Raw genomic sequence first — 26,875 nt, 5'->3', positions numbered from 1 at the left:
ATTAAAATTTACGGTCTTTGTAAATCAAATAAATTTTTTTACAATCCTTTATATTTTTAATCTAATCTTTAGGTTCTCATTAATATGACTTAAAATCTGTTAATCTTATAATAAAAATAGTGATTTCATTTTTTTTCAAATCTTAATTAAGTTATTTTTGCACAAATTAATTTTTAAAATGAAAAAATACTTAATTCTTCTTTTAATTTCTCTAATGGTAGTTTCTTGCTCCAAAATTAAAGTTGAAGGAAATGTAAAAGGAGGTTCTCCTCTGGAAAGAATAGAATTTATAGAAGCATCTGGAGTTGCGACGCTACCACTTGTCAACATTGGTGTGGACGAAAAAGGGAACTTCAAAGGTGAATTCAAAGCTCCTAAAAATGGAATGTATGCTATGACCTATGCAGGTAAAATGAATTTCATTTATCTTAAAAAAGGCCAGACTTTGAATATCTCAGGTGATGCAGCTACTTTCCCTGAAGTCTACAAAATCGAAGGCGACGCTAAGAAGAATAATGATTTCATCACTGCGACTCAAAAATATTTGGAATCTTACAGCTCGAAGCTGAATATGCAGATGCTACAAAAGAAAGAGTCTGAATTCTTAACCGATATCAAAAAAATCCATTCTGATCTTGAAAAAAATCTAGACGAGAATGCTGACAAATTAGGAGCTGACAGCGAAGTTGTTAAACTTAAAAAAGATGAATTAACGACTAATATCCTGACTTTCTTAGTTCAGTATCAATCTGCTCACGGCCAAGTATCTGGTGATCCATCATTCAAAGTTTCTAAAAAATTCACAGATTATGAGAAGACATTAACTGAGAATAACGACAGAATGGTAGAAAATTTGCCTGTTTACAGAAATTACTTGTTGAATAAGGTTGGACAAAATTTCCAGACTTTTGCAGAGAAGCAAACTGATAAAAATACAGCAAGTATGTCCGCAATCTTTGCTAGATTCCTTGCAACAGATAAAGAATTGTCTCAAAAAACCAAAGATTATTTGTTAGCGTTTGTAATTGCAAAATTCGATCTTAATCCTTACACAAGCGAAGTCGAAAAGGTTAAGAAAATCAGCGATGAATATATCAAAGATTCTGAAGTTAAGAAAGATTTAAACTCGGCAATCAATGCTGTGTTTGGTTTGAAAAAAGGAGAAGAAGCTCCAAAAGTGAGTTTTACTAAATTGGATGGAAAGTCTACAAATCTGGAAGTAAATGGCAAACCAACTTTGGTGATGAGTTATGCATCTTGGAATCCCTATATTGCTCAATCTACAATTCCAGTTTTGAAAGAAGTAGTAGATTTTTATAAAGCTAAAGTTAATTTTGCTTATGTAAACTTAGACGATACAAAGGAACAATTTACAAGAACAGCAAACGCTATGCTGAAAGGTATCCCTGGAACAAGTTACTATGCCGACGGTGGATTATCATCAGAATATGCTAAAAAGTTCTTTATCTATGGATTTAAAATTCCTGGTTTCTTCTTGATCGATAAGGATGGCAAAGTCGCAAGCCAGACTTTCTATAATTTAGGAGATGCTAAGTTTGTAGAAGAAATGAACAAAATCTCTGGTCTTCAGGCACCGACTGTAAATCCACAAGTTCAATTGCAAAATGATTTGTTGCAACAGAATCCAAATGCAGATTCTGCAAAAACAAAATAATAGATGAAACAAAGAAGAAACAAAATTCTTGAAAATATTAAACTCCTTTCCGCAGGTGCGAAAGGAGTTTCTGTTGGTAAGACAGAGGATGGAAAAACGGTCTTGGTAAAGGGCGCAGTTCCTGGTGACCTTGTCAACGTGAGAGTCAAAAAATCGAAAAGCAACTATTTCGAAGGAGAAGCGGTTGAGATTTTAGAATATTCTGAACACAGAGTAGATCCTAAATGTATCCACTTCGGAACGTGTGGCGGTTGCAAATGGCAGAATATCGCTTACGAGAAACAACTCGATTTTAAGCATAGTGAGGTGGTGAACAACATCAGGAGAATTGGTGGTTTCCCAGAGTTCGAAGAAATTCCAATTCTTGGTGCACCAGATCAGTATTTCTACAGAAACAAAATGGAGTTCTCTTTTTCCAATGCGCGTTGGTTGACTCAATATGAGATCAGCTCAGAAGAAAATTTTGGAAACAGAGATGCTTTAGGATTTCATATTCCGGGAATGTGGAGCAAGATTCTGGATTTGAAAGAATGCTGGCTTCAGGAAGATCCATCAAACCAAGTCAGATTGGCGGTTAAGAAATATGCAGTCGAGAATGGTTTGGAGTTTTATGATGTCAAAGAGCAAAAAGGATTCTTAAGAACATTGATGCTTCGTCAGAATTCGAAAGGCGACTGGATGGTTCTATTCCAATTGTACAAGGAGAATAAGGCAGAGAGAATCAAATTGTTTGATTTTCTTCTTAGCCAGTTCCCACAAATTACAACTTTGGTTTTTGCCATCAATCCCAAAGGCAATGACAGCATCTACGATTTGGAAATCCAGAATTATTATGGAGAAGGCTTCATCTATGAAGAAATGGATGGCCTTAAATTCAAAATAGGACCAAAATCTTTCTTCCAGACCAATTATAAACAAGCTTTAGAATTATACAGAAAGACTTTAGAATTTGCAGATCTAACGGGTGACCAAGTTGTGTATGATCTTTACACAGGAACAGGAACCATTGCTCAGTACGTAGCAAGAAACGCAAAACACGTCATAGGAATTGAAGCAGTTCAGGAAGCAATAGACGCAGCCATAGAACATGCAGAACTGAATGGTCTTAAGAACACCACCTTCTACTGTGGTGATATGAAAAATGTTTTCAATGATGAGTTTTTGGCCAATCATCCAAAGGCAGATGTCCTGATCACAGATCCGCCAAGAGATGGAATGCATCAAAAAGTTGTAGAGCAGATCCTGAAGTTGGCGCCGGAAAGAATTGTTTACGTCAGTTGTAATTCTGCAACTCAGGCGAGAGATATTGCTTTGATGAAGGACGACTACGAACTGGTGAAAATCCTTCCCGTAGATATGTTCCCACAAACACATCACGTAGAGAATATCGCTTTGTTGATTAGAAAATAAGGTTTAATTTTATTTGATCTAAGATCTTTAATATTATATTGATTAATGAAAAACGTACTATGGATTTTTGGTCTTCTGTTGCTGCTCACAAGTTGTGGTAGTGATGATGACATTTGCCTGGGTCAGGAATCTACACCTAGACTCAAACTATTGTTCCGCAATGCCAACAATCAGTTAGCAGCCGTGGATACGTTGTATGTAGATGTGGATTACGGTAAAGATTCTCTCAAGAGTTTCATTACAGCTTTACCCAATCAGGATTCCGTTATGATTCCTCTAAGGATAGATGACAGTCCGTACACGGATTTCTATGTCAGACAGAGATTGGCCGGGCCACGTAGTAAAATCCGAATCAGTTATGACAAGAAGTCCATCTACGTTTCGCCCGCTTGCGGTTTCAAAATCAATTATGAAAATCTGCAAGGCGAAGTTCTACAGACCAATCCTGTACAAAGCATACAATCCAACATAACAACATTGACTGATGAGAATAGCATCAATTTTTATCTTCGCTTTTAGTCTTTTACCGCTTTCCGCCTTTTCCCAGACCAAACCCGAGGAGAAGAAGCAGGACTCTGTGAAGTGGAAGTACACGCCCAACTTTACTGTGGGTATCGATGTTCTGAATTTGGGTGCAGGCTTTTTCGGAGACCGACAAATGATTCAGGGTTTTGTTTCCAGCCGCATTAGCAAAAAGGTACACGCCATTATAGATCTTGGATATGATAACAATATCTATCAGAAAAATGGATACGATGCCAAGGCGGACGGATTATTTGCCAAGATTGGAGGTTTTTATATGTTATCTATGGATCCCGACAACGATCTCAATGGTTTCTATGGAGGTGCAAAACTGGCAGGAAGTTTCTACAATCAGGAGTACAAAGCAATTCCTGTAAAGGGTATCAACAGCGAAGGCGTTACGATTGCATTTGACCCATCCACACAGAGCAGCTATTGGATAGAGGCATCTCTAGGAGCAAGAGTACAGGTTTTCAACAGTAATTTCTTTATCGATGTCAATGCACAGCCGCGTTTTCTGGCTTACACCACAGAGCAGGAAGAGATCAAACCAATGATTGTTCCCGGATTTGGGAAAAGCTCAGGAAGCTTCAATATGGGTTTCAGCTGGAGCATCGCTTATAAATTTTAAAACAAAAAAGTCCGCAAGTTGTGGACTTTTTTTATGACTAATGATTTGGGCAGCTTTATCCGCCTTCCACTCCCGCTATCCCGAAAAGCCATTCCTTTCCCAGGCTATTTTCGGGATGAGCTCCGTTCAAGTCGGGCTGCAGCAGAGCTTCTATTTGGCTTTAGTTAAGTTTCAAAAGAGTTTTTCCAAATTATCATTGGCACCAAAAAATAATTTTAAACCACTTCAATCATCAAGCAAAAAGTATCAGCTTCTTGTCGTAATCTTGCTATAACAGAAAGGAACACTACTTTTTCGCATTTCAAAATTTTCTTTATAATTAAAATCATTATATCAGCCTAATATTAAAACAAAAAGCACAAAACAGATCAACTGCTTTGTGCTTTTTTATGTTTTAGAATTTAAAATAATAATTAATTCAATTTGATGTTGAACGGCATTTCCATCATTACAGAAGCCTTTGCGTTAGGATCCGCCACTTGTTGAAAGATTTTGAAATTCTCTTTCCCTATTTTATTTTTAATCACTCTGGTAGAGAAATCTTCATCTGTTTCAGCCGAAAAGATTTGCTCAAATTTTGACATCTTCGCAGGGTACGTAGACACGCCGTAATCTTTCAGTTTGGCTTTTTGAGCTGCAAAGTTGATGGCATCTTGCAAACTACCCAACTCATCCACAAGACCAATTTCTTTAGCTCTCACGCCAGACCATATTCTGCCGCCGCCCACAGCATCTATCTGTTCAAAAGATTTTTTTCTGTTCAAGGTAACGAAGTGGACAAAACGCTGATAGGTAGATTCTACACTTCTCGTCATTATTGTAAGCGTTCCAGGACTTAGTCCGTTGATTGCGGAGATCATATTAGAATTGGCATTAGTAGTGACGGCATCACTGCGGATTCCATTTTTAGCAGCAAGATCCTTGAAATAAGGGATGACACCAAACACACCAATAGAGCCCGTCAAAGTATTAGGTTCCGAGAAAATCTTGTCTGCACCCATTGCAATGTAGTAGCCACCAGATGCTGCATAGTCTCCGAAAGAAACCACCACCGGTTTTTTACTTTTTAATTGTTGCATCTCAAAAAGGATTTCGTCCGATGCATTAGCGCTTCCACCTGGCGAATTGATGCGGAAAACAACTGCTTTCACATTGTCATCTTTCTGAAGTTTTTTGATTTCTTTTCTGAAGTTTTCGGAATAGATTGCGTCATAGCCTTTTCCATTATTGATGGCGCCGGAAGCGTATAGGATAGCAATTTTGTCTTTTCCCTTTTCAGATTCTATGGATTCTGCATATTTTGCGAACGAGATTTTATTAATTTTTTTATCCGCATCAATGTTTAGTTTTTTTCTGATGATGTTATCATACTCCGTTTTTTGAATCAATTGATCAGTCAGTTTATATTGCAGACTCAAGTTTGGAAGATAGCCATACAAACTGTCCGTAATCGTTTTGAATTCTGATACCGGGATTTTTCTGGACGTTGCAATTTTGCTCGATGTCTGTGCCCAGATGTCATTTAGCAATGTGGAAAGTTGTTCCTTGTTTTCCGGAGATATTTCATCTTTTAAGAATGGCTCCACCGCTGCCTTGAATTTTCCGTGACGGATGACCTGGATACCGATTCCGTATTTCTCAGCAAAACTTTTAAAGAAAGTAACTTCCGCTGCAAGACCTTTCAATTCAATTCCTCCCGCAGGATTCAGATAGTATTTGTCTGCCACGGAACCAAGGTAATATGCGCCTTGAGACACAGAGTTTCCGTAGGCATAGACGAATTTTCCGCTTTTCTTGAAATCGATCAAAGCATTTCTGATATCATCCAACTGTGTGATTCCAGCATTGATATTGTCTGCTTCTATGCTGATTCCTTTAATCTTGTCATCATTTTTTGCTTTTTCAATAGCTTTTAAAACGTCGTACAGGAGGACTGCTTTTTGCTCTTTATTAATGGAGAAAAAATCTTCCTGATCTTCGGATGGACTATCTATTATTTTTGTTTTAAGATCTAAAGTCAATACGGAATCAGATTTTACATCCGATGTTTCTGAAATAGAAGACAGGACTAAGAAGCCAATAAAAAATACAAAGAAACCTGCAATCACTATGAAAATTGCAGTTAAATTTGCGAGAACTAGTTTGAAAAAACTTTTCATTATAAAATAATTTGTTTGATATGTCGTACAACAGTGTGGTTTTGTTACTGGGAAGTAATATTAATAATCCCGAAAAAAATATCCAAATCGCTTTAGAAAAACTTGAGGCATCTGTGGGTGCAATATTAAAAAATTCTGAATTAATCATATCAACGCCCGTAGAATTTGACAGTAACAATAATTTTTGTAATATTGCAGTTAAAATAAAAACACAATTTTCGCCTGTAATGCTATTGGACCAGCTGAAGAAGATTGAAATAGAGATGGGTCGTGTAAAAGATTCATCCTACTTTGAGGCTTATCAGGATAGGATTATAGATATTGATATAGTATTATATAATAATATAAAGTTTATCTCGAAGAGATTAGTTATTCCTCACCAGAAAAATCTTTATGAAAGAGATTTTGCAAAGGAATTGATTAATGAAGTAAAATGAATTTAGAACACAAATGATATGAAGAAAAAACTATTTCTATTTTTCCTACTGCCACTTCTAGGCTTTGCTCAGACAAATGAAATCTCAAACAGCGCGGATTCACAAACTCAACCATTTAATAACAAAAGTAGACTTTTCAAAGATTGGTCTGTCTCTGTAGGAGGCGGGGGGGCATTTATGGCTCATGCAGATCTTACATCTTTCTATGGTGGAAAAGTGAACTGGGGATGGAACGGCTACGTAAGTTTGGATAAACAAATTACCCATACTTTTGGTCTTTCCTTATTATATACAAGAGGTGAGACTAAGCAGAAAGCCTACCTTAATGATCTTGCAGGTGTTGGTCACGGTTACACAAAATTTGATCAAATAGCTTTGGTTGGAGATGTCAACTTCTCAAATATAATGAGAAGAGTGGATAATAAATCCAACTTTAGATGGGCATTGCACGGTTACGCAGGAATTGGATTTACTGGCTACAAAGCATTCTTGCAGGATAATGATATGCTTAGCAGATGGCCTTCTTACATTGAGCAAAAAATGGGAATCGCATCATTCACCTACATTGGTGGTGTTGGACTAAAATATAATGTTTCCAGATTAATCGATTTGGAACTGAGAACAATGTACATCATAAGTGGTGACGAAGAATTTGACGGTGGCGGCTGGGCTAGAGAATCTCCTCCAGGATATAACTTGATCAATGATTCTTACACAGATAATGCATGGCTTGTAAACCTGGGAATCTCTTTCAAATTAGGAAAGCATCAGGATCATCTTCGTTGGGTAGATCCATTACAAATGGCTTACGCAAAAACTGCAGTGCTTGAGGAAAAATTCCAGGATTTCAAAGTTTGTGAGAAAGGTGATGGAGATAATGATGGCGTTTGTGACGATTGGGACAGACAGCTGGATACACCAGCCGGCGCAAGAGTTGATGGAGCCGGAGTTGCTTTAGACTTAGACTTAGATGGTGTAATTGATCTGAATGATAAATGTGTAACAATACCTGGACCAGTTGAAAATAATGGCTGTCCTGTTGGAAATGTTGCACCTACAGTTACAAAACAAGGCGCTATAGAAGAGATCAACAAATATTTCAATGGAATAGAATTTGAATTGAACAAAGATGTTATCAGACCAAAATCTTTCCAGGATCTTAATCAGGCTGCAGACATTATCAAAACTTTGGGAGCAGGGGACAGCTTTATTGTAGTGGGCGCTACAGACAGCAGAGGTTCTTCCGCTTACAACAAAAAATTATCGCAGGCAAGAGCCAATGCGGTTCTTAATTACTTAGTTAGCAAAGGTGTGTCTTCATCAGTCCTTTCTGCGGAAGGTAGAGGAAAAGAAGATCTTAAATATACAGAATGCGATCCGGCAACCAAATGCCCGGAATGGAAAAATGAAGCGAACAGAAGAGTATATTTTGTAGCAAAATAATAAACTAGAAAAAAAACATTCAAATATGAAACAAAATTTATTATCATTAGTAGCAATAGGTTTGTTGTTGCCTATGAGTTTAGCAGGTCAGGAGAAATCTACAGATGCCAACTCCGGATCTCAAAATGTTTCCCCATTTACACAGTCTTCTAAAAGATTCAATGATTGGTCTATTTCAATTGGTGCTGGTGTACCTTTGATCCAATCTGCTGATATGACTTCTATAAAAAATGGAAACGGGAAAAATCTTTTTGGATATTCTGCCTATGTAAGTGTAGATAAAGCTATTACTCACGCATTCGGACTTAATTTACAATACGATAGAGGAGAAACAAGACAAGGTCAGGTCAATACAAAAGACCACACGCCGATTGAAGGAAATTATCCTGCAGGTAGAACCCAATATGATGCAATCTCAATTTTAGGAGACCTTAATTTTTCTAACCTTCTTAGAAGAGTTGACAACAAATCTCCTTTCAGATGGGCATTGCACGGGTACGCTGGTATCGGAACAATTGCCTACAAATCTTACAGACAAGATCCAGGACCAGTTTATAACCAAGTTCTCAACTACGAGAAAAAACCTTTCAAATTAGGTTCTCTATTTGGACAAGCTGGAGCAGGTCTTAAATTTAAAATCAATAATAGAATTGATCTAGAAGGTAGAGTAATGTACGTTGTTACCGGTGATGATGAATTCGATGGAGCTGGAGTTGGACAAACAGGTTATAACCTAACTGAGGATCAAATCTCGGACAACTTCTTCAACACAACTTTAGGACTTACATTCAAACTTGGTAAGCACGAGTCTCACTTGATGTGGCACGATCCATTGCAGGAGATCTATTACAAGTTAGATGTTCTTAATGACAAAACGCAAGATCTGGAAGTTTGTAAAAAAGGAGATGTTGATAACGATGGTGTTTGTGACGACTGGGACAGACAGCTGGATACGCCTGCCGGAGCAAGAGTCGATGGTGCTGGTGTAGCATTAGATGTTGACTTGGACGGTGTTATCGACCTTTATGACAAATGTGTAACAGTTCCAGGACCGGTAGAAAACCAAGGTTGTCCTTTGACAATGAATAATTCTTCTACAGGTGTGGTTACAGATGAATCTACAATTATGAAAGGAATCGAGTTTGATTTGAATTCGGATAGAATTCTTCCGTCAAATACACCGATTTTGAATAATGCAATCAATTATATCAATGCTTCTAACAATAACTTTAAAGTGATTGGTGGAACTGATACAAGAGGAACAGATGCATACAACCAAAACCTTTCTGAAAGAAGAGCAAACAACGTTAAGAGTTACTTGATCCAGAATGGTGCAGACAAAGCAAAATTGGAAGCTCTTGGTAAAGGAGAGAAAGACCTTCTCTATCCAGAATGTGAGCCAGCTGAGAAATGTCCAGAATGGAAAAACAGAGCAAACAGAAGAGTATATTTTGAAGCTAAATAAGATATATTTCTAAATAAACAAAAACCGTTTCGTTTTATTACGAGACGGTTTTTTTATTTTAAAGAATTGATTAAATTTACAAATGCTTTCTTCCAAAGAATCACAAAATATTTTAATTCATCAAACGCTCAAACAATTTTGGGGGTTCGATGAGTTTCGGTCTTCTCAGGAACAAATAATCCTATCCATCATCAATGGTAAAGATACTTTGGCACTTCTGCCAACAGGCGGTGGGAAATCACTTTGTTACCAATTACCAGCAATAATCCTGGAAGGAACTTGCCTCGTGATTTCGCCTTTGTTAGCGTTGATGAGAGACCAACTGCAATCATTGCAAGCTTTAGGAATCGAGGCCGAATTGCTAAGTTCCGACTTAGATGAATTCGAAGAAGAAACCGTTTATAATCGATGTAAGGAAGGTTTGACCAAAGTACTTTTTGTCTCGCCGGAGAGATTGCTAAACCAATTATTTTTAAGGAATATTCAGGAAATTCACATCTCATTTATTGCGGTGGATGAGGCGCATTGTATCTCGGAATGGGGACAGGATTTCCGCCCGAGTTATCAGAACATCAAAAAGTTTCGTCAGGATTTTAAAAATGTGCCGTGCTTAGCATTGACGGCGACTGCGACCAATCAAGTTGTTGACGAGATTTCAATCAAGTTGGGACTTCACCAACCTCAGGTTTTTAAACAAAGTTTCCGAAGAGAAAATCTCAATATCATTGTTGCAAATACCGCGGACAAGTATCAAAGGATTTTAGAATTTCTCAGACAAAATCAAGCTTCCGGAATTATTTATACCAGAACCAGAAGGGAAGCGGAAGAACTCACGCTTTATCTCAAAAATAATAAATTCCAAAATGTGGATTTTTTCCACGCCGGGATGACTGCTCGTGACAGAGAGAATCTTCAGAAAAAATGGATTACCAGCCAATTCCACGTTTTGGTTTCGACCAACGCTTTCGGGATGGGAATTGACAAAGATAATGTCCGATTTGTAATTCATTTTTCACCTTCCTCAACTTTGGAAAATTACTATCAGGAAATTGGAAGAGCGGGAAGAAACGGACAAGAGGCAATTGTCCTGCTACTTTGGAATGAACAGGAATTGAAGAATATCGATGATGTTTTTAAAAACCAAATCCCCAACAAAACCGAGTACGAGAAAATTCTGATGTATCTGTATTCCATTTTTCAGATTGGAGATTCGGATTTGCCGGAACGGACTTTCCAGTTGGACATCAACAGAATCAAAAATCTAAGCAAATGCTCTAATGCGAAAATCAAAAATATTCTGACGTTTTTGAACAATCAGGAATTGATTTATTATAAAAACTCAATCTCATCGTCCACGCTTCAAAGCTTCATCAATTCCGAAGATTTGGAACAGTTGGCGCCGTCGGATGCTTATTTTATGGAATTGTTGTTCCGTAATTTGCCAGGTTTGGCGATTCAAAAAGTTCATTTCAGCGACTTGGCGTTTTGCAAAAAGAATGGATTTGATATCTTGAGTTTCAAAGAGAGACTGAAGCAAATGCAGAAAGCGGGACATTTGGAATATCTCGACGGAAGTCAACATTCCATCAAGTTCCTGAAACCTCGGAACGACCGACATCTTTCGGGAGAATATTGGAAGCTTTTCAATCACATTCAGAAAAATAAATTAAAGAAATGGGAGGAAAATAAATTCTTCATCAAGGACACAGACTTCTGCAAAATGAAATTGATTCTCAGTTATTTCGGAGAACGCGATGCCGATAATTGTGGCAAATGTTCTGTCTGCAGAAAGAAAACAAATACGAAGAGAACTTTGTCAACAGAGATTTTCGAACAACTTGCCAAGCGACCGATGGCTTTGGAAGAGGTGGCTGCCAATCTCAATTTTCACTCCAAAGAATCCATTTCCGACACGCTAATCTTTCTTTTGGACATAGGTAAAGTCAAAATGTTGAATTACAAAACCTATATGTTAAACCAATAAAATTATTTGAATAAGTCGAACCACTTTGTTAGGTTTGGGCAGCTTTATCCGCCTTCCACTCCCAATCTTTTTTGCAGACGATTTCAGTTTAAATAGAACTTGAGTATAAGCAAAAAAGGATTTCCGTTCTAGTCGGGCTGCGAGTGATTCGAATCAAAAATCAATTATCAACTATCATTTATCAATTATAAATCAATGACGAAATCCCTCAATGTCGTTTTTTTCGGAACTCCCGATTTTGCCAAAGCTTCTTTGGAAGCCATTTTCAAATCTCATCATAATGTGGTTGGCGTTGTAACTGCTGCCGACAAAGCCAGCGGACGAGGAATGAAACTCACGCCTTCACCAGTCAAAGTTTTTGCAGAAGAAAATGGGCTCCATCTTTTTCAACCCGAAAAACTGAGAAACCCGGAATTTTTGGAAACCATTCAAAATCTGAATGCCGATGTTTTTGTCGTGGTAGCTTTCAGGATGATGCCTCAGGTCTTGTTTTCGATTCCGAGATTGGGAACTTTCAATCTCCACGCTTCATTGTTGCCGGATTATCGTGGCGCGGCGCCAATCAATTACGCGGTTATCAATGGCGAAACCAAAACTGGCGTGACGACGTTTTTCATCAATGAAAAAATTGACGAAGGAAGCATTCTTCTTCAAGCTGAGACCGACGTTTTATCAGAAGACAATGCTGGAACGTTGCACGATAAATTGATGAACATCGGCTCGGAATTAATCATCAAAACTTTGGATGGATTGGCTGATAATTCAATCGAAGAAAAACCTCAACCTGACAAAGAAAATCCAAAAACTGCCTACAAAATTTTCAAAGAAAACCTGAAAATCGACTGGAATCAAAGTGCGGAAACCGTTCACAATTTTGTGAGAGGAATGTCGCCTTATCCAACGGCTTTCACGATTCTGAAAGTTGGTGACGAAGAAAAATCCTTGAAAATCTTCAAAGGAAAATTCGAAGTTGAATCACATTCCCGTGAAGCTGGTGATTTTTATATTTCCAAAACTGAATTCAAATTTTATACAAAAGACGGAATCTATTATCCAGAAGATGTGCAGATTCAAGGTAAGAAAAGGTTGCCGGTCAAAGATTTTTTGAATGGAATCCAGAATTTTGAAGATTATAAAAAGTAATCCAACCCATATGCAAAATAGTAAAATCAAGATTCTAAAAATAGAAATTCTTTCCAATAATTGGTACACTTTGAACAAAGTGACTTTCGAATACCAGAAGAAAGACGGAACGCTGGAAACCCAAAGCAGAGAAGCTTACGACCGCGGAAATGGTGCGACGATTTTGCTATATAACAAAGAATCGAAAACAGTCATTCTGACAAAACAATTTCGACTACCAACTTACATCAATGGCAATGAGGACGGAATGATGATTGAAGCTTGCGCCGGACTTTTGGATAAAGATAATCCCGAAGATTGCATCAAAAGAGAAACGGAAGAGGAATTGGGTTATGAGATTTCGGATATCAAAAAAGTTTTCGAAGTTTATATGTCGCCAGGTTCTGTGACGGAGATTCTCTATTTTTTCATTGCGGAATATTCCAAATCGATGAAAATCAATGACGGTGGCGGACTGGAAGAAGAGCAGGAAGAAATAGAAGTTCTGGAATTGGATATTGATAAAGCGCTTGATATGATTGATAATGGCGAAATCAAAGATGCTAAAACGATTATGCTGATTCAGCATCTTAGGCTTAAAAATATATTATAAAAATCTTCAATCCGATATTATCAAACTTAAATATCTAAAATGAAAAAATTATTATTTGGTTTAATGTTCGCTTCCAATCTCTTCTTTTCTCAGGATTTGAAAGTAATGACCTACAACATCCGACTGTCATTGGAAAGTGATAAAGAAAACGCTTGGGACAAAAGAAAGGACGATGCTCTGGCGCTGATGAGTTATTATCATCCGGATTATTTCGGCGTGCAGGAAGCAGTTCCTCAGCAAATGGTTGACATCAAAACTAATTTGAAAGATTACGATTATGTCGGCGTTGGTAGAGACGATGGGAAAAATCAAGGCGAATATTCGGCGATTTTCTACGACAAGAATAAATTGGAAGTTCTGAAATCAGGAACATTCTGGCTTAGCGAAACACCCGAAAAACCATCCAAAGGTTGGGATGCGGCTTATAACAGAGTTTGCACTTACGTATTTTTTAAAATCAAGAAAAGTGGGAAAAAGTTCTTGGCGATGAATCTCCATTTTGACCACGTTGGCGATGTGGCGAGAGTCAATTCTTCCAAATTAATCCTTGAAAAAATCAAAGAACTGAATCCACAAAATCTGCCTTTGACCTTGACAGGCGATTTCAATTTGACGGACGATACAGAACCAATAAAAATCATTTCTCAATCATTGGACAATGTCTATTACCATTCGAAGAAACCGCATTATGGACCAAAAGGAACTTTTACAGCTTTTGATGTGAACACAGTTCCAAAAGAAAGAATCGATTATGTTTTTGTAAAGGGCTTCGAAGTCCAATCGAACCGGACAATCAATGACAGGCGGGAAAATCTGCTTTATCCATCAGACCATTTTCCGATTTTGGCGGAGATTAGTTTTAAGAAATAGTTATAAACGTAAAATCCTCTTGTTGAAAGAGGACTTTTTTTATTTTTCAGAAGAATGTTTTTGCGAAATATTTAGTTCTGCAAAACCTATTTTTTCATCGTCACTTAATTCTGATAGTTTTTTGAATATGATTGAATAACTGGTATTGAACGGAACTTCCATCACAAAATATTTATTTCCCATTCCTTCACTTTCGCATCCTAAACCTTCAAATTCTTTTCTTAATTCCATTACATCAATATTCTCATCAAGAACAACGATTTGAATTGTGGAATTTCCAGAATGTTCTACAATTTTTCTGTAGGTAATGCGTTCTTCCTCTTCGTCATATTCTGCAAAAACAATATCTCCAGAAGAAAAACCCGGACCGTAAAATGGAATGTTGTCAATCTTATAAAGGCCATCATTTGAATTTATAATTTCCGCCCAAAGTGTTTCAACAACAATTTCTTCAAGAACATCACTGTAATATCGGACTAAAATTTTTTCTAAATTATCGCTCATTTGAAATTTTATTTGAAAACAAAGTTACTTATTCCAAACAATCTTCTTCACCATCACTTCACTGGAATTAGTCCCTACCATTATTTCAAATTCGCCTGCTTCCCAATCGTAATTCAAAGCGTCATCGTAGAATTTCAAATCCTCAGGAGTCAGTTTAAAAGTTACATTTCTATTTTCGCCTTTCTTCAAAAATATTTTCTGGAAACCTTTCAGTTCTTTGATAGGGCGAACCACTTTCCCGAAAAGGTCGCGGATGTAAAGCTGAACCACTTCCTCACCATCAAATTTTCCGATGTTGGCAACATTCACATTGATGGTCAAAGTTTGATTGCCTTTTAGATTTTCAGAACTCAAATTGAAGTTAGAGTATTTGAAATCCGTGTAGCTCAATCCAAATCCAAACGGGAATTTCGGGTCGTTGTCCAAATCGATGTAAGCGGAAACGTAACTTCTGTCTGTCGATTTTCCGGCTGGTCTTCCCGTGTTGTAATGGTTGTAATAGATTGGGATTTGACCTTCTGTTCTTGGGAAAGTCATTGGCAATTTTCCGCCAGGATTCACATTTCCGAAGATGACATCGGCGATAGAATTTCCAGCTTCTGTTCCCAGCCACCAACTGTAAACGATGGTTGAAATATTGTCCGCTGCCCAATCAAAAACCAAAGGTCTTCCGGCGTTTATCATCAGAATAATTGGTTTTCCTGTTTTGGCAATTTCTTTCAACAATTCTTCCTGAACACCGGAGAAATGTAGGTTGCTTCGGCTTTTCGCTTCGCCACTCATTGCGTGACCTTCGCCCAAAGTCATTATCACGACGTCTGCTTTTTTTGCCGTTTCGATAGCTTCTGCAAACATCGATTTGTTGTCGTCGTTTTCATTGCAGCCTTTCGCATAAAGCAAAGTTGAGTTTTTGTCTAATTGATTTTTGATGCCGTCAAATTGAGTGACAATTCTCTGCGCGTCATCTTTGAAAGGAACCGACCAAAATCCGTGCATCGCAACTGCTTCTTTTCCGAATGGTCCAATCAAGGCAACAGTTTTAGTTGATTTTGAAAGTGGAAGGATTTTCTTTTCATTTTTCAAAAGAACGATACTTTTTGCCCCGAATTCTCTTCCGAATTTTCTGTGCTCAAGATTATTGGTTTGTTGTTTTTGTCTTTCGGAATTTGAAAATTTGTATGGGTCGTCAAACAATCCCAATTCGAATTTCTTGATTAAGATTCTTCTCACAGCATCGTCAACAAATTTAATATCGACTTTTCCTTCTTTGACTAATTTAGGAAGTTGCTCCATATAGATATTGCTTTCCATATCCATATCGGAACCTGCGAGGATGGCTTTTTCTCCGGCTTCGGCGTTGTCTTTTGCATAGCCGTGTTTTATCATTTCGCCGATGCTTCCCCAATCGGAAACCACAAAGCCTTGGAATTTCCATTGGTCTTTTAGTAAATCTCTCAAGATATATTTGTTAGCAGTTGCGGGAATTCCGTTGATGTCGTTGAATGAATTCATAAAAGTAGCAACGCCCGCTTCCGAAGCCGCTTTGAAAGGTGGAAGATAAGTCTCGTGAAGTTGACGAAGACTCATATCAACCGAGTTGTAATCTCGTCCGCCAACTGCTGCACCATAAGCGGCAAAGTGTTTCGCGCACGCCATTATCGCATCGATGTTGCCTAAGCCTTTGCCTTGGAAACCTTTGATTCTTGCCAATCCGATTTTGGTTCCGAGATAAGTATCTTCTCCGGAACCTTCCATTACGCGTCCCCATCTTGGGTCTCTTGCGATGTCCACCATTGGCGCGAATGTCCAGTGAACACCGAATGCGGAAGCCTCTATTGCGGCAATTCTTTCGGATTTTTCTATCATTTCCAAATCCCAGCTGGCGGCCTGACCAAGGTTAATCGGAAAAGTCGTTCTGAAACCGTGAATTACATCTTGTCCGAATATCAACGGGATTTTGAGTCGGGATTCTAAGGCTAATTTTTGGAAGGCTTTGGTTTCTTCTGCGCCGGTTACGTTGAGCATTGAGCCAACTTTGCCGCTTTTTATTTCGTCCAAGACTTTTTTGGAGTTTGAGTTTTGTGGACCTGTGGCATATTCGAAGCCGCTGTATTGGACGAGTTGTCCGACTTTTTCTTCCAAGGTCATTTTGGACAGAAGTTCGGTGACTTTTTGGTCGATGCTTTTTTGAGCGGAGATGCTGATTCCGAAGATTAATAGAAGAAGTGAAAGGCTATATTTTTTCATTGTAATGTTGTTGTCTCTTTTTGAGAAATTGATTGAGGTAAATGTAATTATTATAAACCACCCCGTCAAAAATTTTTCAAATTTTTGAATTCCCTCCAGATGAGGGGAATTTAGAGATGTTTTTTTTTGTGCTGAGAAGTTGACAAACTTGGTAATTATTGCAAATGTTTGATTTGTCTTGGAATCCGCAGCCCGACTTGAGCGGAAATCCTTTTTTGCTTGTACTCAAGTTCAACTCAACTGAAATCGTCTGCAAAAAAGATTGGGAGCGGATGGCGGATAAAGCTGCCCAAATCATTATTCAATATTGGATAAATGATGCTCAGCGAGGGAATTGGTTTTAATTCTTTATTTTTGAGTTTTAAATTTTGGAAATGAAAAAATTATTATTGGGATTGATGCTGATGGGAACGGCGATTTCTGCGCAGGAACTGTATATGCCGAGGAATATCAAGAATGCTTATGCGAAAGGGACTCGCGATGTTTCTGGAAAACCAGGAAAAAATTACTGGCAGAACAAATGTGTTTATGATGTGAATGTGAAAGTGGATGCGAAAACGAAAATAGTTTCGGGTTCTGAGACCATCCAATATTCCAATAATAGTCCGGATGAGTTGAAGGTTTTGGCGATTCGGTTTGTGAATAATATGACCAAACCGCAGTCTCCGAGAGCCGGATACGTCTCGAAGGAATCTTTGACAGATGGTTTGAAAATTAAATCTTTCTATATCAACGGAGAAAAATACAACATCAACAGCGATGACTGGGGAACTGTGGAAGCGGTGAAACTAACGAAATCAATTTCAGCAAAATCGAAAACGGAAATCAAAATCGATTGGGAATATCCATTGGCAAAGGAAAGTGGGAGAGAAGGGCAGATAGACCCGGAGACTTTTTATGTGGCGTATTCTTTCCCGAGAGTTTCCGTTTATGATGATTACAACGGTTGGGATATGTTGGCGCACAACGGCAGACAGGAGTTTTATAATGACTTCAATGATTATTCTTTTGCGATTTCTGCACCTAAAAATTTTGTGGTTTGGTCAACGGGAGATTTTCTGAATCCTGAAGAAGTTCTGAATCCTGAATACTTGAAACGTTTTAAAGAATCTTTGAAATCTGATAAAATCATCCACGTTGCCAATGAATCTGAAATGAAATCGGGGAAAGTGACGAAGCAGAATGAGTGGAATGTTTGGAAATTCAAAGCAGATAATATTGTAGATTTTTGTTTTGCCTTGAGCAATCATTACGTTTGGGATGCTTCGAGTGTTCAGCTGAAAACTAAGAGAGCGAGCGTGCAATCCGCTTATAAAGTTGGGGCGAAAGATTTCGAGAAATATACAGAATGGATGCGCTATAATTTGAAATGGTTTACGGACAATTGGCCCGGCGTGGAATATCCGTTCCCAGCGATGACGGCCGTGCAAGGTTACGCCGATATGGAATATCCGATGATGATAAACGACACGAGCATTCCGGACGATTTGCAGGATGCGAGATTAACGGCTGACCACGAGATTGCGCATACTTATTTCCCTTTCTATATGGGAATCAATGAAACCAGATATGCTTTTATGGACGAAGGTTGGGCGACGATGCTGGAATATTTGATTGGAATTTCTGAAAATGGGCAAGAATCTGCGGACAAATTTATGAAGAACTTCCGTGTAAAACGTTGGATTAATGATGCTTCCACCGAGCAAGACCAACCGATTATCACGATGAGTTCTCAGCTTTCGGGCGCTGGATATGGGAACAATGCCTATGTGAAATCGGCGTTGTCTTATTTGGCTTTGAAGGATTATTTGGGTGATGATTTGTTTAAGAAAGCTTTGCATCATTATATGGACAACTGGAACGGGAAACATCCTATTCCTTGGGATTATTTCAATTCGATGAATGCTGGTTCGGGGAAGAATTTGAATTGGTTTTTCAACAATTGGTTTTACACGAACAATTATATTGATTTAAAAATTGCGTCTGTGACTCAGCAGGACAAACAATTGGTTTTAACGGTTGAGAATGTCGGTGGATTTGCAGTTCCGTTTGATGTGGTTTTGACCTATGAAGATGGAACGACAGAAAAAGGACATTTCACGCCAGCGGTTTGGGAGAAGGACCAGAAAGTAACCAATCTGAATATTCCTGCTAAGAAGAAAATCAAATCTATTAATCTGGATGGCGGGATTTTTATGGATTACACGCCAGGAGATAATTTGAAATTAATAGGACAGAATTAAATATTATTTTTAACCACATAGAAACATAGTTTAGTAAGGATTAAGAAGATGAAATAGATAGTTTGATTTCTATTTTTCCTTTAGCTTTATAATTTGTGTATTAATCTATGTTTCTATGTGGTTTCAGCTCACCAAATTTAATGTCGATGAAGAAAATAGTTTTATCAATTGTTGCTATTTCGCTGTTGGTTTCCTGCGTTTCCAATAAAACGAAAACGTTACAAAATAACATCCTGACGTTGAGAGACAGCTATTGCAAAGCGCCTTTGCAGTACAACTATACACAGCGTTTGCCTTCGTACAATTCCGATTCTATCATTTCGGCAAACAGTCAATTGAAGGATTATTTTTCTGACCAGAGTATTTTGATTCTGAATGCTTTGGGAAGTGTGGATGAAGTGGAAAACATCATTGACCTCAAAAAGAATAACAGCCTGGAAGCACAAGTGAAAGTGCTGCAGCTGAAAACTAAAATCAATAGTAAAATCAGTATTTCTCTTACAGAGTTGGATGCTGTTGCTGCCGAATTTGACTGCGAAGGTGAACGCGTGGACCAGATGGCGAATTACTTAGACAACCTGAATAATAACAGGAATAACAAACTGATTCTGTTTTCCATCATCACAGGTGCGGTGACTTCGGTTGCTGGCGGGATTATTAAAAATGACAATGCGGAAAACATCGTGAGTATTGGTGGTGGACTTTTGGGAGCTGGTCTTGGTTTGGCGACTTTCAATCCGAAAGGGAAGAAGGTGGAGTTCATCCACGAGCGGAATCTGCTGAAGGATATTTGGGAACAGAAATTACAATCTCATAATTTCCCACCATTCATTTGGTATATGTACACCGAGAAAAAATTTACGGGCAACCGCGAACATTCTATCATCCAGAATATGAAGCAACGGTGGATTCAGTACCAGTTTGATAACGATGAAGATGCTGCGAACAAATCTGTGAATTTTGGAACGGGTGGCTATTATCGAGCCTCGGATTTGCAGAACCGAGCCTCGATGTTGAACCAAATGCAGTCTGCGACGAGGACCATTAATCAAAATATTAATTATCTGCTGTTGGATTTGGATAAGATGATTTCGGAGTCTTGAAATGAAATTTAAAAATCAGCAGTAGAAAAATTCATTCTAGCAGGAAAGTTTCTATTATTAATAATAGATTTGCAACCATTAATTCGTAATCATAAAATTATAAAATGAAAAGACAAACTATCGCATTGTTTTGCATAGCAGCACTTAGTTTTTCGTGTGCTGACAAAGGTGACAAGAAAGACGACAGCAAATATACAGATGAGCAAAAAGCTTCTTATTACATAGGAATGAGTATCGCTCAAAATATGAAACAAGAAGGCTTCAAAGTAGATGCAGAACTTTTGGCTCAAGGTATCAAAGAGGAAATGGACAGCACGAAGAAAAAGATGTTACCAGCTGAAGAAATGAACAGCTTTATGCAAGACTTTATGATGAAGCAACAGCAAAAAAAACAGTCTGAAGCGGGAGCACAGTCCAATGACAATAAGAAAAAAGGTCTGGATTTTCTTGCGAAAAACAAAACTAACCCAAAGGTAAAAACCACTGCTTCAGGTTTGCAATATGAAGTTTTGCAAGAAGGTGATGGCAAAACAAAACCAAAAGCAACAGATGTTGTGCAGGTAAAATACACCGGAAAACTTTTGGACGGAACCGTTTTCGATTCTACCGACAAAAATGGCGGCGCACCAATGGATATCAATCTTGGTGGTGTCATCAAAGGTTGGACAGAAGGAATTCAGTTGATGAGCAAAGGTTCTAAATATAGATTTTATATCCCGTCCGATTTGGCTTACGGAGACCAAGGCGCTGGAGGTGCAATTCCAGGTGGTGCTACTATAATCTTTGATGTGGAATTGGTGAGTATTAAGTAAAGTCAATTAGTTCAACAAAAATTAAAAAACGTTAGCAGAAGGTCTTTTAAGATTATTTTGTGCGGATATAATAATATATTTGGTTTTTCGTTATGTGATTAGTAACTTTATAATCTAAAAATTAATTATTATGAAAAATCTATTATTTGTTTTTGGTGTATCATTTTTGATCTTCAGCTGTTCGAGTGATGGACTAGAGGATGCTTCCAAAACAGAAGAACCTTTTAGCTACAAAAATGGTAGTCTCTCAACAGGCAAAGTTTCATCTACAGGGCTAGCTGCACCAACCGGTTTTGAATTTAGTGAAATTCCAGCCGGGAGTGAAGGTATGTTAAGTGCATTTTATCTGAATTGGGCTGAACCTTCGAGACATACTGTTTCAGATGATTTTATTATTCCGCCAAATGAAAGCTGGAAAATCGATAATTTTTCTTTTTTCATTATGAATCCTGATATTTTGCCAAACAGTGTCAGTTATATTAAAACCCTTGTTTTAGAGATTTATGACGGTGATCCAAAACTGTCCACTTCAAAAAAGGTTTACGGAAATATGAATGATAATGTGTTTAAATCTATATCAGCTACAAATATCTATAGAGTTAATCATCTTACAACCTCTTCTACTATGAATCAACAGGCAAAGCTTGTTTATAAGGTCGATACTGATATTAAGGATTTAAACTTGCAATCTGGTCGTTATTGGTATAAAATGTCCCTTAGATTTAATTATGGAGATGATTGGTTTTGGTTTGTTCCGAGATTGCCAGTTACTGGTAATGATGTTAATACTTTTAATGCTTACTTTCATCGTGAAAACACGGGCGATTTCTTTCCTACAGATCAAGGTTATACAACACAGGGAATTCCAGTTCAGCCGCCTAATGTAAATTATGAAACACCTTTTGAAATTTCGGGTATAAAAACTATCAATTAAACTCTGTTTTTTTTTATTAGTTTATTAGTATTATTTAAAATCAAAAACCTCAGCCAAAATTAGCTGAGGTTTTCTTGTTTTAAAATAGTATTTAATATGAAGAAAAATTTAATGTAATTTATTCCACTGGTCTGAAAACCAAACCTGTCTCTTCAAAATAGTCCAAGGTAATTCGGTCACCGTCATTCACGGTTCCTGCGAGGATTTCTTTTGATAATTTATTTAAAACTTCCTGCTGAATGACTCTTTTTAAAGGTCTCGCGCCGAAAACCGGGTCGTAACCTTTGTTGGTCAGGTAATCTAAAGCATCCTGAGTTGCGGTCATCATAATATTTCTTTTCAATAACATATCATTAAAACCTCTCAACTGATATTGAACGATTTTTCCGATTTCTTTTTTTCTTAAAGGCTGGAACAATACGGTTTCATCAATCCTGTTCAGGAATTCGGGACGAAGCGTTTGTTTCAACAAATCAAAAACCTGAATTTTTGTTTTGTCCACAATTTCATCCTGATTTTCCTCGGTAATATTTTCAAAATTCTCCTGAATAATATGCGAACCGAGATTTGAAGTCATAATGATAATTGAGTTCTTGAAATTCACCACACGACCTTTGTTATCCGTCAATCTTCCGTCGTCCAAAACCTGCAGCAATGTGTTGAAAACATCCGGATGCGCTTTTTCAATTTCATCCAAAAGCACGACTGAGTAAGGTCTTCTTCGCACAGCTTCAGTCAGCTGTCCACCTTCATCGTAACCAACATATCCCGGAGGCGCACCAACCAAACGAGAAACGGAATGTCTTTCCTGATATTCACTCATATCAATTCTCGTCATATTATTTTCATCATCGAATAAAAACTCAGCTAAAGCCTTTGCCAGCTCAGTTTTACCAACTCCGGTTGTTCCCAAAAATAAGAAACTCCCAATCGGTTTTTTCTCGTCGCTTAAACCCGCTCTGTTTCTTCTGATGGCGTCTGCAACCGCTTCGATGGCTTCTTCCTGACCCACAACTCTGTGATGAAGTTCGGTTTCAAGGTGCAATAATTTTTCTCTCTCAGACTGAAGAAGTTTGGTCACAGGAATTCCCGTCCATTTTCCAATCACTTCTGAGATGTTATCTGCGGTTACTTCTTCCTTAATCAATTCATTCTGATGGTTTTGCATTTCCAGTTCGAGTTTCTGCAAAGCATCTTCTTTCTCTTTGATTTTCCCGTACTGAATTTCTGCGACTTTCGCATAATCTCCTGCTCTCGAAGCTCTTTCAGCCTCAAGTTTCAGAGATTCAATATCTTTTTTAATCGAAGTTAAATCTTCAGATTTTTGTTTTTCTTTAAGCCATTTGGCGTTGATTTCGTTTCTCTGTTCAGAAATTTTTGATATATCTTCCTTCAAATGGTCGATTTTCGTCTGATTGCCTTCTCTCGAAATAGCAGCCAGTTCAATTTCCATTTGCATCAGTTTTCTGTCGAGAACGTCCAGCTCTTCAGGCTTCGAATTGATTTCCATTCTCAGTTTGGCCGAAGCTTCATCAATCAAATCAATTGCTTTGTCCGGTAAAAACCGGTCTGAAATATATCTTTGTGACATTTCCACCGCCGCAATAATCGCTTCATCTTTGATTCTTACTTTATGGTGCGCTTCATATTTATCTTTAATACCTCGAAGAATGGAAATTGCCGATTCAGTATCAGGTTCTTCCACCATTACTTTCTGGAAACGTCTTTCTAACGCTTTATCTTTTTCAAAATATTTTTGATATTCATTCAAAGTGGTTGCACCGATGGCTCTCAGTTCTCCTCTTGCCAAAGCAGGTTTTAGGATATTTGCAGCATCCATTGCACCTTCTCCACCGCCTGCTCCCACCAAAGTGTGGATTTCATCGATGAAAAGAATGATTTGTCCGTCTGATTTGATGACTTCATTCACAACAGATTTCAACCTTTCTTCAAATTCCCCTTTGTATTTTGCACCGGCAATCAAAGCACCCATATCCAAAGAGTACAAAGTTTTATCCTGCAAATTTTCAGGAATATCACCGCTGATAATTCTGTGTGCAATTCCTTCTGCAATCGCCGTTTTACCGACACCTGGCTCACCGATTAGAATTGGATTGTTTTTAGTTCTTCTCGATAAAATCTGCAAAACCCTTCTGATTTCTTCATCACGTCCGATAACCGGGTCGAGTTTTCCTTCTGCTGCTAATTCATTAAAGTTTTTAGCATATTTATTTAAGGATTGATACGTCTCTTCCGAACTTGCAGAAGTGGCTTTCGAGCCTTTTCTTAATTCTTTTATTCCACCTTCCAAAAGACTTTTGGTTACGCCCATATCTTTCAGCGTTTTTGAAACTTCTGAATTAGTTTCTAAAAGCGAAAGCCATAAATGTTCAATCGTTACAAATTCATCGCCCATTTTCTTGGCAATATTCGGTGCGTCCAACAGAACTTTGTTTGCTGAATTTGAAAGATAAATATTCCCTCCCTGTACTTTCGGAAGTCTTTCTAAATTTTCTCTGTTTCGCTCTCTTACTAAATTTGCGTCTGCTTCAGATTTTTTCAATAAGAAAGGCGATATATTTTCATCTACCTGAAAGATTCCTTCCAGTAAATGTTGTGGTTCTATCTGCTGATTGCCAAATTCCATTGCCACTTGCTGAGCGGCCTGGATGGCTTCCTGTGATTTTACGGTATATTGGTTTAAGTTCATATCTTTATTATAATTGATGGTTGATAGATGATAATTGATTTTAAAATAGCATCAAATTTTATTCAATTTTGAGTTTTGAAAAGATGATTTTTATTTTTAAAAAACATTAAGAAAGTAATTTTGAGGTTAGCTTTCTTAATGCTTTATCAATCATTTAATTCGAATAGCTTATCGCAAAAAGTATTCTTTTGTTGAATTTTTAAAATTATCAGACAAAATTTCCGAATAATTGAATTTTAATTAAAATGAGAACGACAAAATTTCCGATAATTTGATTTTTTGCTTTCAAATGATTGTCAATTTGGTAACGTTTTTTCTATCATCTCAATTTCTTAATATTTCAAATCGTATTTTTTATTTATAAATTTGAGTATAAAATCTGAAGTTGGCTCGTTTTCTAATTTTTTCGATGACCTTTTGTTTGATGTTGTTTTGTTCTGCACAGAATCAAAATCAGGAAGACTTGTCTGGTTCCGAGACTTTGGACAGAAGTAAAATTTCGCCAGAATCAATTCTTAATCAAAGTCTCAAAAAGCTCGAGCAGCCAATCTCAGAAGAAGCCAAATATGAAGTCCGAATGAAAATGGCGGATGCATATCTGAAAATCAAAAAACCAGATTTTGCAAAGTCAACGGAAATGCTTTTCAAAGCGAAAGAAATTGCTGAAAAATTAGATGACACCAAACTGAAAGCGAAAATCTATGGTTCTATCGCCAATCAATATTCTTTTTTGAATTTTCCGGATAAAATAAAACCTTACTTGGATTTATCGAAACAGCAGGTTGATAAATTGCCGAATGGTTACGAAAAGAATTTCCTCACGGCCAGATTATACATCGAATATGGAAATCTTGAAGCCGACAAAGAGAATTTTCTGGTCGCAAAAAAAGATTATCAAAAAGCTTTAAAGTTTTTAGGAAACATTGGAAATCCAAACAAAAAGAACATTTTTCAATTCAGAAGAGCGTTTTACAATATGGGCGTTTCCTACGCTTATCTCAAACAAAATGATTCGGCGGAATATTTCCTTAATAAAGCCTTGGCGATTCGTGATACGGAAAATAAAGAGTTTAAATATTTCATTTATAATACTTTAGCAAAAGTTTATATCGATAAAAATGAAAATCAAAAAGCAATTGATTCTTTGGAAATCGTTTTGAAAGAAGATGCTTTTAAGGATAATCGTCTCAAAGCTGATATGTACAAAAAGCTTATCGCAGCTTATAAAACTTTAAATGACAAAGAAAAATACATCGAATATTCTGAAAAGCTTTTGGAACTTGAGCCTGATGTGAAAGACAATAATCTGAAAGCCATCAATACGGCGGTGACAATCGAGCAGAAGAGTCTTATGGATAAGATTTCTGACAAAGAAGGGCATAATCAACTGTTGATAATTGGTTGTGGATTTTTAATGCTCATTGGTGGAATCTCTATTTTTTACATTAATCAAAAGAGAAAAAAAGAGAAACTTCTTTACCAGAATTTTATTTCCAATCTTGAAAAAGAAGAGAAGGCTTTCAAGCTTGAAGAAATCACTCAGCCAGAAATTGAGGAGAAAGAAAAAATACCATTTTCTGTTCCAAGTTCTGCGGAAACAATGATTTTGGAAAAGTTGGAAAAATTTGAAGCATCGGCGAAATTCACAAATCAAAAGCTGACGGTTGCAAGTCTGGCGGTAATGTTCAAAACCAATCCAACTTATCTTTCCGAAACCATCAAGAAACACAAAGAGAAAAACTTCAATAATTATCTGAACAAGCTTCGAATTAATTATATCTGCAAACAGATTCTCGAACGTCCGGAATTCCTTAATTATAAAATAAGTTATCTGGCAGAAGAAGCCGGTTTTTCTTCCCATAGTTCGTTCACAACGGTCTTTAAAAATGTCACTGGGATTTCTCCATCCTCATTTCTCCGTGAAGCCGAAAAGAAATGTCAAAATATTTAATAATCTGATTTTCTGAATTTTAATATTCATTTTTTACTTT

General features: G+C 37.4%; 20 protein-coding genes. 16 read left to right on the top strand and 4 right to left on the bottom strand.

The window, feature by feature from the left end; all coding sequences use genetic code 11:
* Positions 1-178: 178 nt before the first annotated feature.
* The 4 genes from PQ459_18515 to PQ459_18500 are packed head-to-tail and all read left to right on the top strand — an operon-like array spanning position 179 to position 4,238.
* On the top strand, positions 179-1,675 hold the full coding sequence (locus tag PQ459_18515; protein WDF46876.1) for a thioredoxin family protein: 1,497 nt from the start codon (positions 179-181) through the stop codon (positions 1,673-1,675).
* Positions 1,676-1,678: 3 nt separating this feature from the next.
* Positions 1,679-3,085, top strand: a complete 1,407-nt coding sequence (gene rlmD, locus PQ459_18510; GenBank protein ID WDF46875.1) for a 23S rRNA (uracil(1939)-C(5))-methyltransferase RlmD — start codon at positions 1,679-1,681, stop codon at positions 3,083-3,085.
* 45 nt (positions 3,086-3,130) lie between these two features.
* Positions 3,131-3,604: a DUF6452 family protein gene (locus PQ459_18505; protein ID WDF46874.1), complete on the top strand. Its 474-nt coding sequence runs from the start codon at positions 3,131-3,133 to the stop codon at positions 3,602-3,604.
* Positions 3,570-4,238 carry a DUF6048 family protein gene (locus PQ459_18500; protein ID WDF46873.1) on the top strand — a complete coding sequence of 223 codons (669 nt, stop codon included), beginning with the start codon at positions 3,570-3,572 and terminating at the stop codon, positions 4,236-4,238. Before PQ459_18505 ends, PQ459_18500 begins: the two co-directional genes overlap by 35 nt.
* A 413-nt stretch (positions 4,239-4,651) precedes the next feature.
* On the opposite strand, the gene sppA is transcribed toward PQ459_18500, so the two are convergent.
* Positions 4,652-6,397 (bottom strand): signal peptide peptidase SppA, encoded by a 1,746-nt coding sequence (gene sppA, locus PQ459_18495; GenBank protein WDF46872.1) that lies wholly within the window; start codon positions 6,395-6,397, stop codon positions 4,652-4,654.
* 20 nt (positions 6,398-6,417) lie between these two features.
* Between sppA and folK the strand changes: the two genes are divergently transcribed.
* The 7 genes from folK (at position 6,418) to PQ459_18460 (ending at position 14,331) form a co-directional block, all read left to right on the top strand.
* Positions 6,418-6,834: a 2-amino-4-hydroxy-6-hydroxymethyldihydropteridine diphosphokinase gene (gene folK / locus PQ459_18490; protein ID WDF46871.1), complete on the top strand. Its 417-nt coding sequence runs from the start codon at positions 6,418-6,420 to the stop codon at positions 6,832-6,834.
* Between the two features lie 18 nt (positions 6,835-6,852).
* Entirely contained in the window at positions 6,853-8,277 is a 1,425-nt protein-coding gene (locus PQ459_18485) for an OmpA family protein (protein ID WDF46870.1), read from the top strand.
* Positions 8,278-8,302: 25 nt separating this feature from the next.
* Positions 8,303-9,742 carry an OmpA family protein gene (locus PQ459_18480; GenBank protein WDF46869.1) on the top strand — a complete coding sequence of 480 codons (1,440 nt, stop codon included), beginning with the start codon at positions 8,303-8,305 and terminating at the stop codon, positions 9,740-9,742.
* 82 nt (positions 9,743-9,824) lie between these two features.
* Complete coding sequence (locus PQ459_18475; GenBank protein ID WDF46868.1) at positions 9,825-11,726, top strand: RecQ family ATP-dependent DNA helicase; 1,902 nt, start codon at positions 9,825-9,827, stop codon at positions 11,724-11,726.
* A 195-nt stretch (positions 11,727-11,921) separates the two neighbouring features.
* Positions 11,922-12,869: a methionyl-tRNA formyltransferase gene (fmt, locus tag PQ459_18470; protein WDF46867.1), complete on the top strand. Its 948-nt coding sequence runs from the start codon at positions 11,922-11,924 to the stop codon at positions 12,867-12,869.
* A 10-nt stretch (positions 12,870-12,879) separates the two neighbouring features.
* On the top strand, positions 12,880-13,461 hold the full coding sequence (nudK, locus tag PQ459_18465) for a GDP-mannose pyrophosphatase NudK (protein WDF46866.1): 582 nt from the start codon (positions 12,880-12,882) through the stop codon (positions 13,459-13,461).
* 39 nt (positions 13,462-13,500) lie between these two features.
* A complete protein-coding gene (locus tag PQ459_18460; protein ID WDF46865.1) occupies positions 13,501-14,331 on the top strand; it encodes an endonuclease/exonuclease/phosphatase family protein in 831 nt (276 codons plus the stop codon).
* A gap of 39 nt (positions 14,332-14,370) precedes the next feature.
* On the opposite strand, the gene PQ459_18455 is transcribed toward PQ459_18460, so the two are convergent.
* Positions 14,371-14,835 carry a DUF4265 domain-containing protein gene (locus PQ459_18455; protein ID WDF46864.1) on the bottom strand — a complete coding sequence of 155 codons (465 nt, stop codon included), beginning with the start codon at positions 14,833-14,835 and terminating at the stop codon, positions 14,371-14,373.
* 24 nt (positions 14,836-14,859) lie between these two features.
* Positions 14,860-17,082 (bottom strand): beta-glucosidase BglX, encoded by a 2,223-nt coding sequence (gene bglX, locus PQ459_18450; protein WDF46863.1) that lies wholly within the window; start codon positions 17,080-17,082, stop codon positions 14,860-14,862.
* A 374-nt stretch (positions 17,083-17,456) separates the two neighbouring features.
* On the opposite strand from bglX, the gene PQ459_18445 reads away from it, so the two are divergent.
* The 4 genes from PQ459_18445 to PQ459_18430 all read left to right on the top strand — a co-directional run bounded on the left by PQ459_18445 (position 17,457) and on the right by PQ459_18430 (position 22,174).
* On the top strand, positions 17,457-19,325 hold the full coding sequence (locus tag PQ459_18445) for a M1 family metallopeptidase (GenBank protein WDF46862.1): 1,869 nt from the start codon (positions 17,457-17,459) through the stop codon (positions 19,323-19,325).
* A 146-nt stretch (positions 19,326-19,471) separates the two neighbouring features.
* Complete coding sequence (locus PQ459_18440) at positions 19,472-20,428, top strand: hypothetical protein (protein WDF46861.1); 957 nt, start codon at positions 19,472-19,474, stop codon at positions 20,426-20,428.
* A gap of 104 nt (positions 20,429-20,532) precedes the next feature.
* The gene (locus PQ459_18435; protein ID WDF46860.1) at positions 20,533-21,240 is read left to right on the top strand and encodes an FKBP-type peptidyl-prolyl cis-trans isomerase; all 708 of its coding nucleotides are present in this window, start codon (positions 20,533-20,535) and stop codon (positions 21,238-21,240) included.
* 130 nt (positions 21,241-21,370) lie between these two features.
* The gene (locus tag PQ459_18430) at positions 21,371-22,174 is read left to right on the top strand and encodes a hypothetical protein (protein WDF46859.1); all 804 of its coding nucleotides are present in this window, start codon (positions 21,371-21,373) and stop codon (positions 22,172-22,174) included.
* 118 nt (positions 22,175-22,292) lie between these two features.
* Here PQ459_18430 and clpB read toward each other — a convergent pair whose 3' ends face one another.
* A complete protein-coding gene (gene clpB / locus PQ459_18425) occupies positions 22,293-24,884 on the bottom strand; it encodes an ATP-dependent chaperone ClpB (protein WDF46858.1) in 2,592 nt (863 codons plus the stop codon).
* Between the two features lie 409 nt (positions 24,885-25,293).
* On the opposite strand from clpB, the gene PQ459_18420 reads away from it, so the two are divergent.
* A complete protein-coding gene (locus tag PQ459_18420) occupies positions 25,294-26,835 on the top strand; it encodes a helix-turn-helix domain-containing protein (GenBank protein WDF46857.1) in 1,542 nt (513 codons plus the stop codon).
* The last annotated feature ends 40 nt before the right edge of the window (positions 26,836-26,875 follow it).

Source organism: Chryseobacterium sp. KACC 21268, assembly GCA_028736075.1.
GTDB lineage: Bacteria > Bacteroidota > Bacteroidia > Flavobacteriales > Weeksellaceae > Epilithonimonas.
This window is presented reverse-complemented; position numbering and strand designations above follow the sequence as displayed.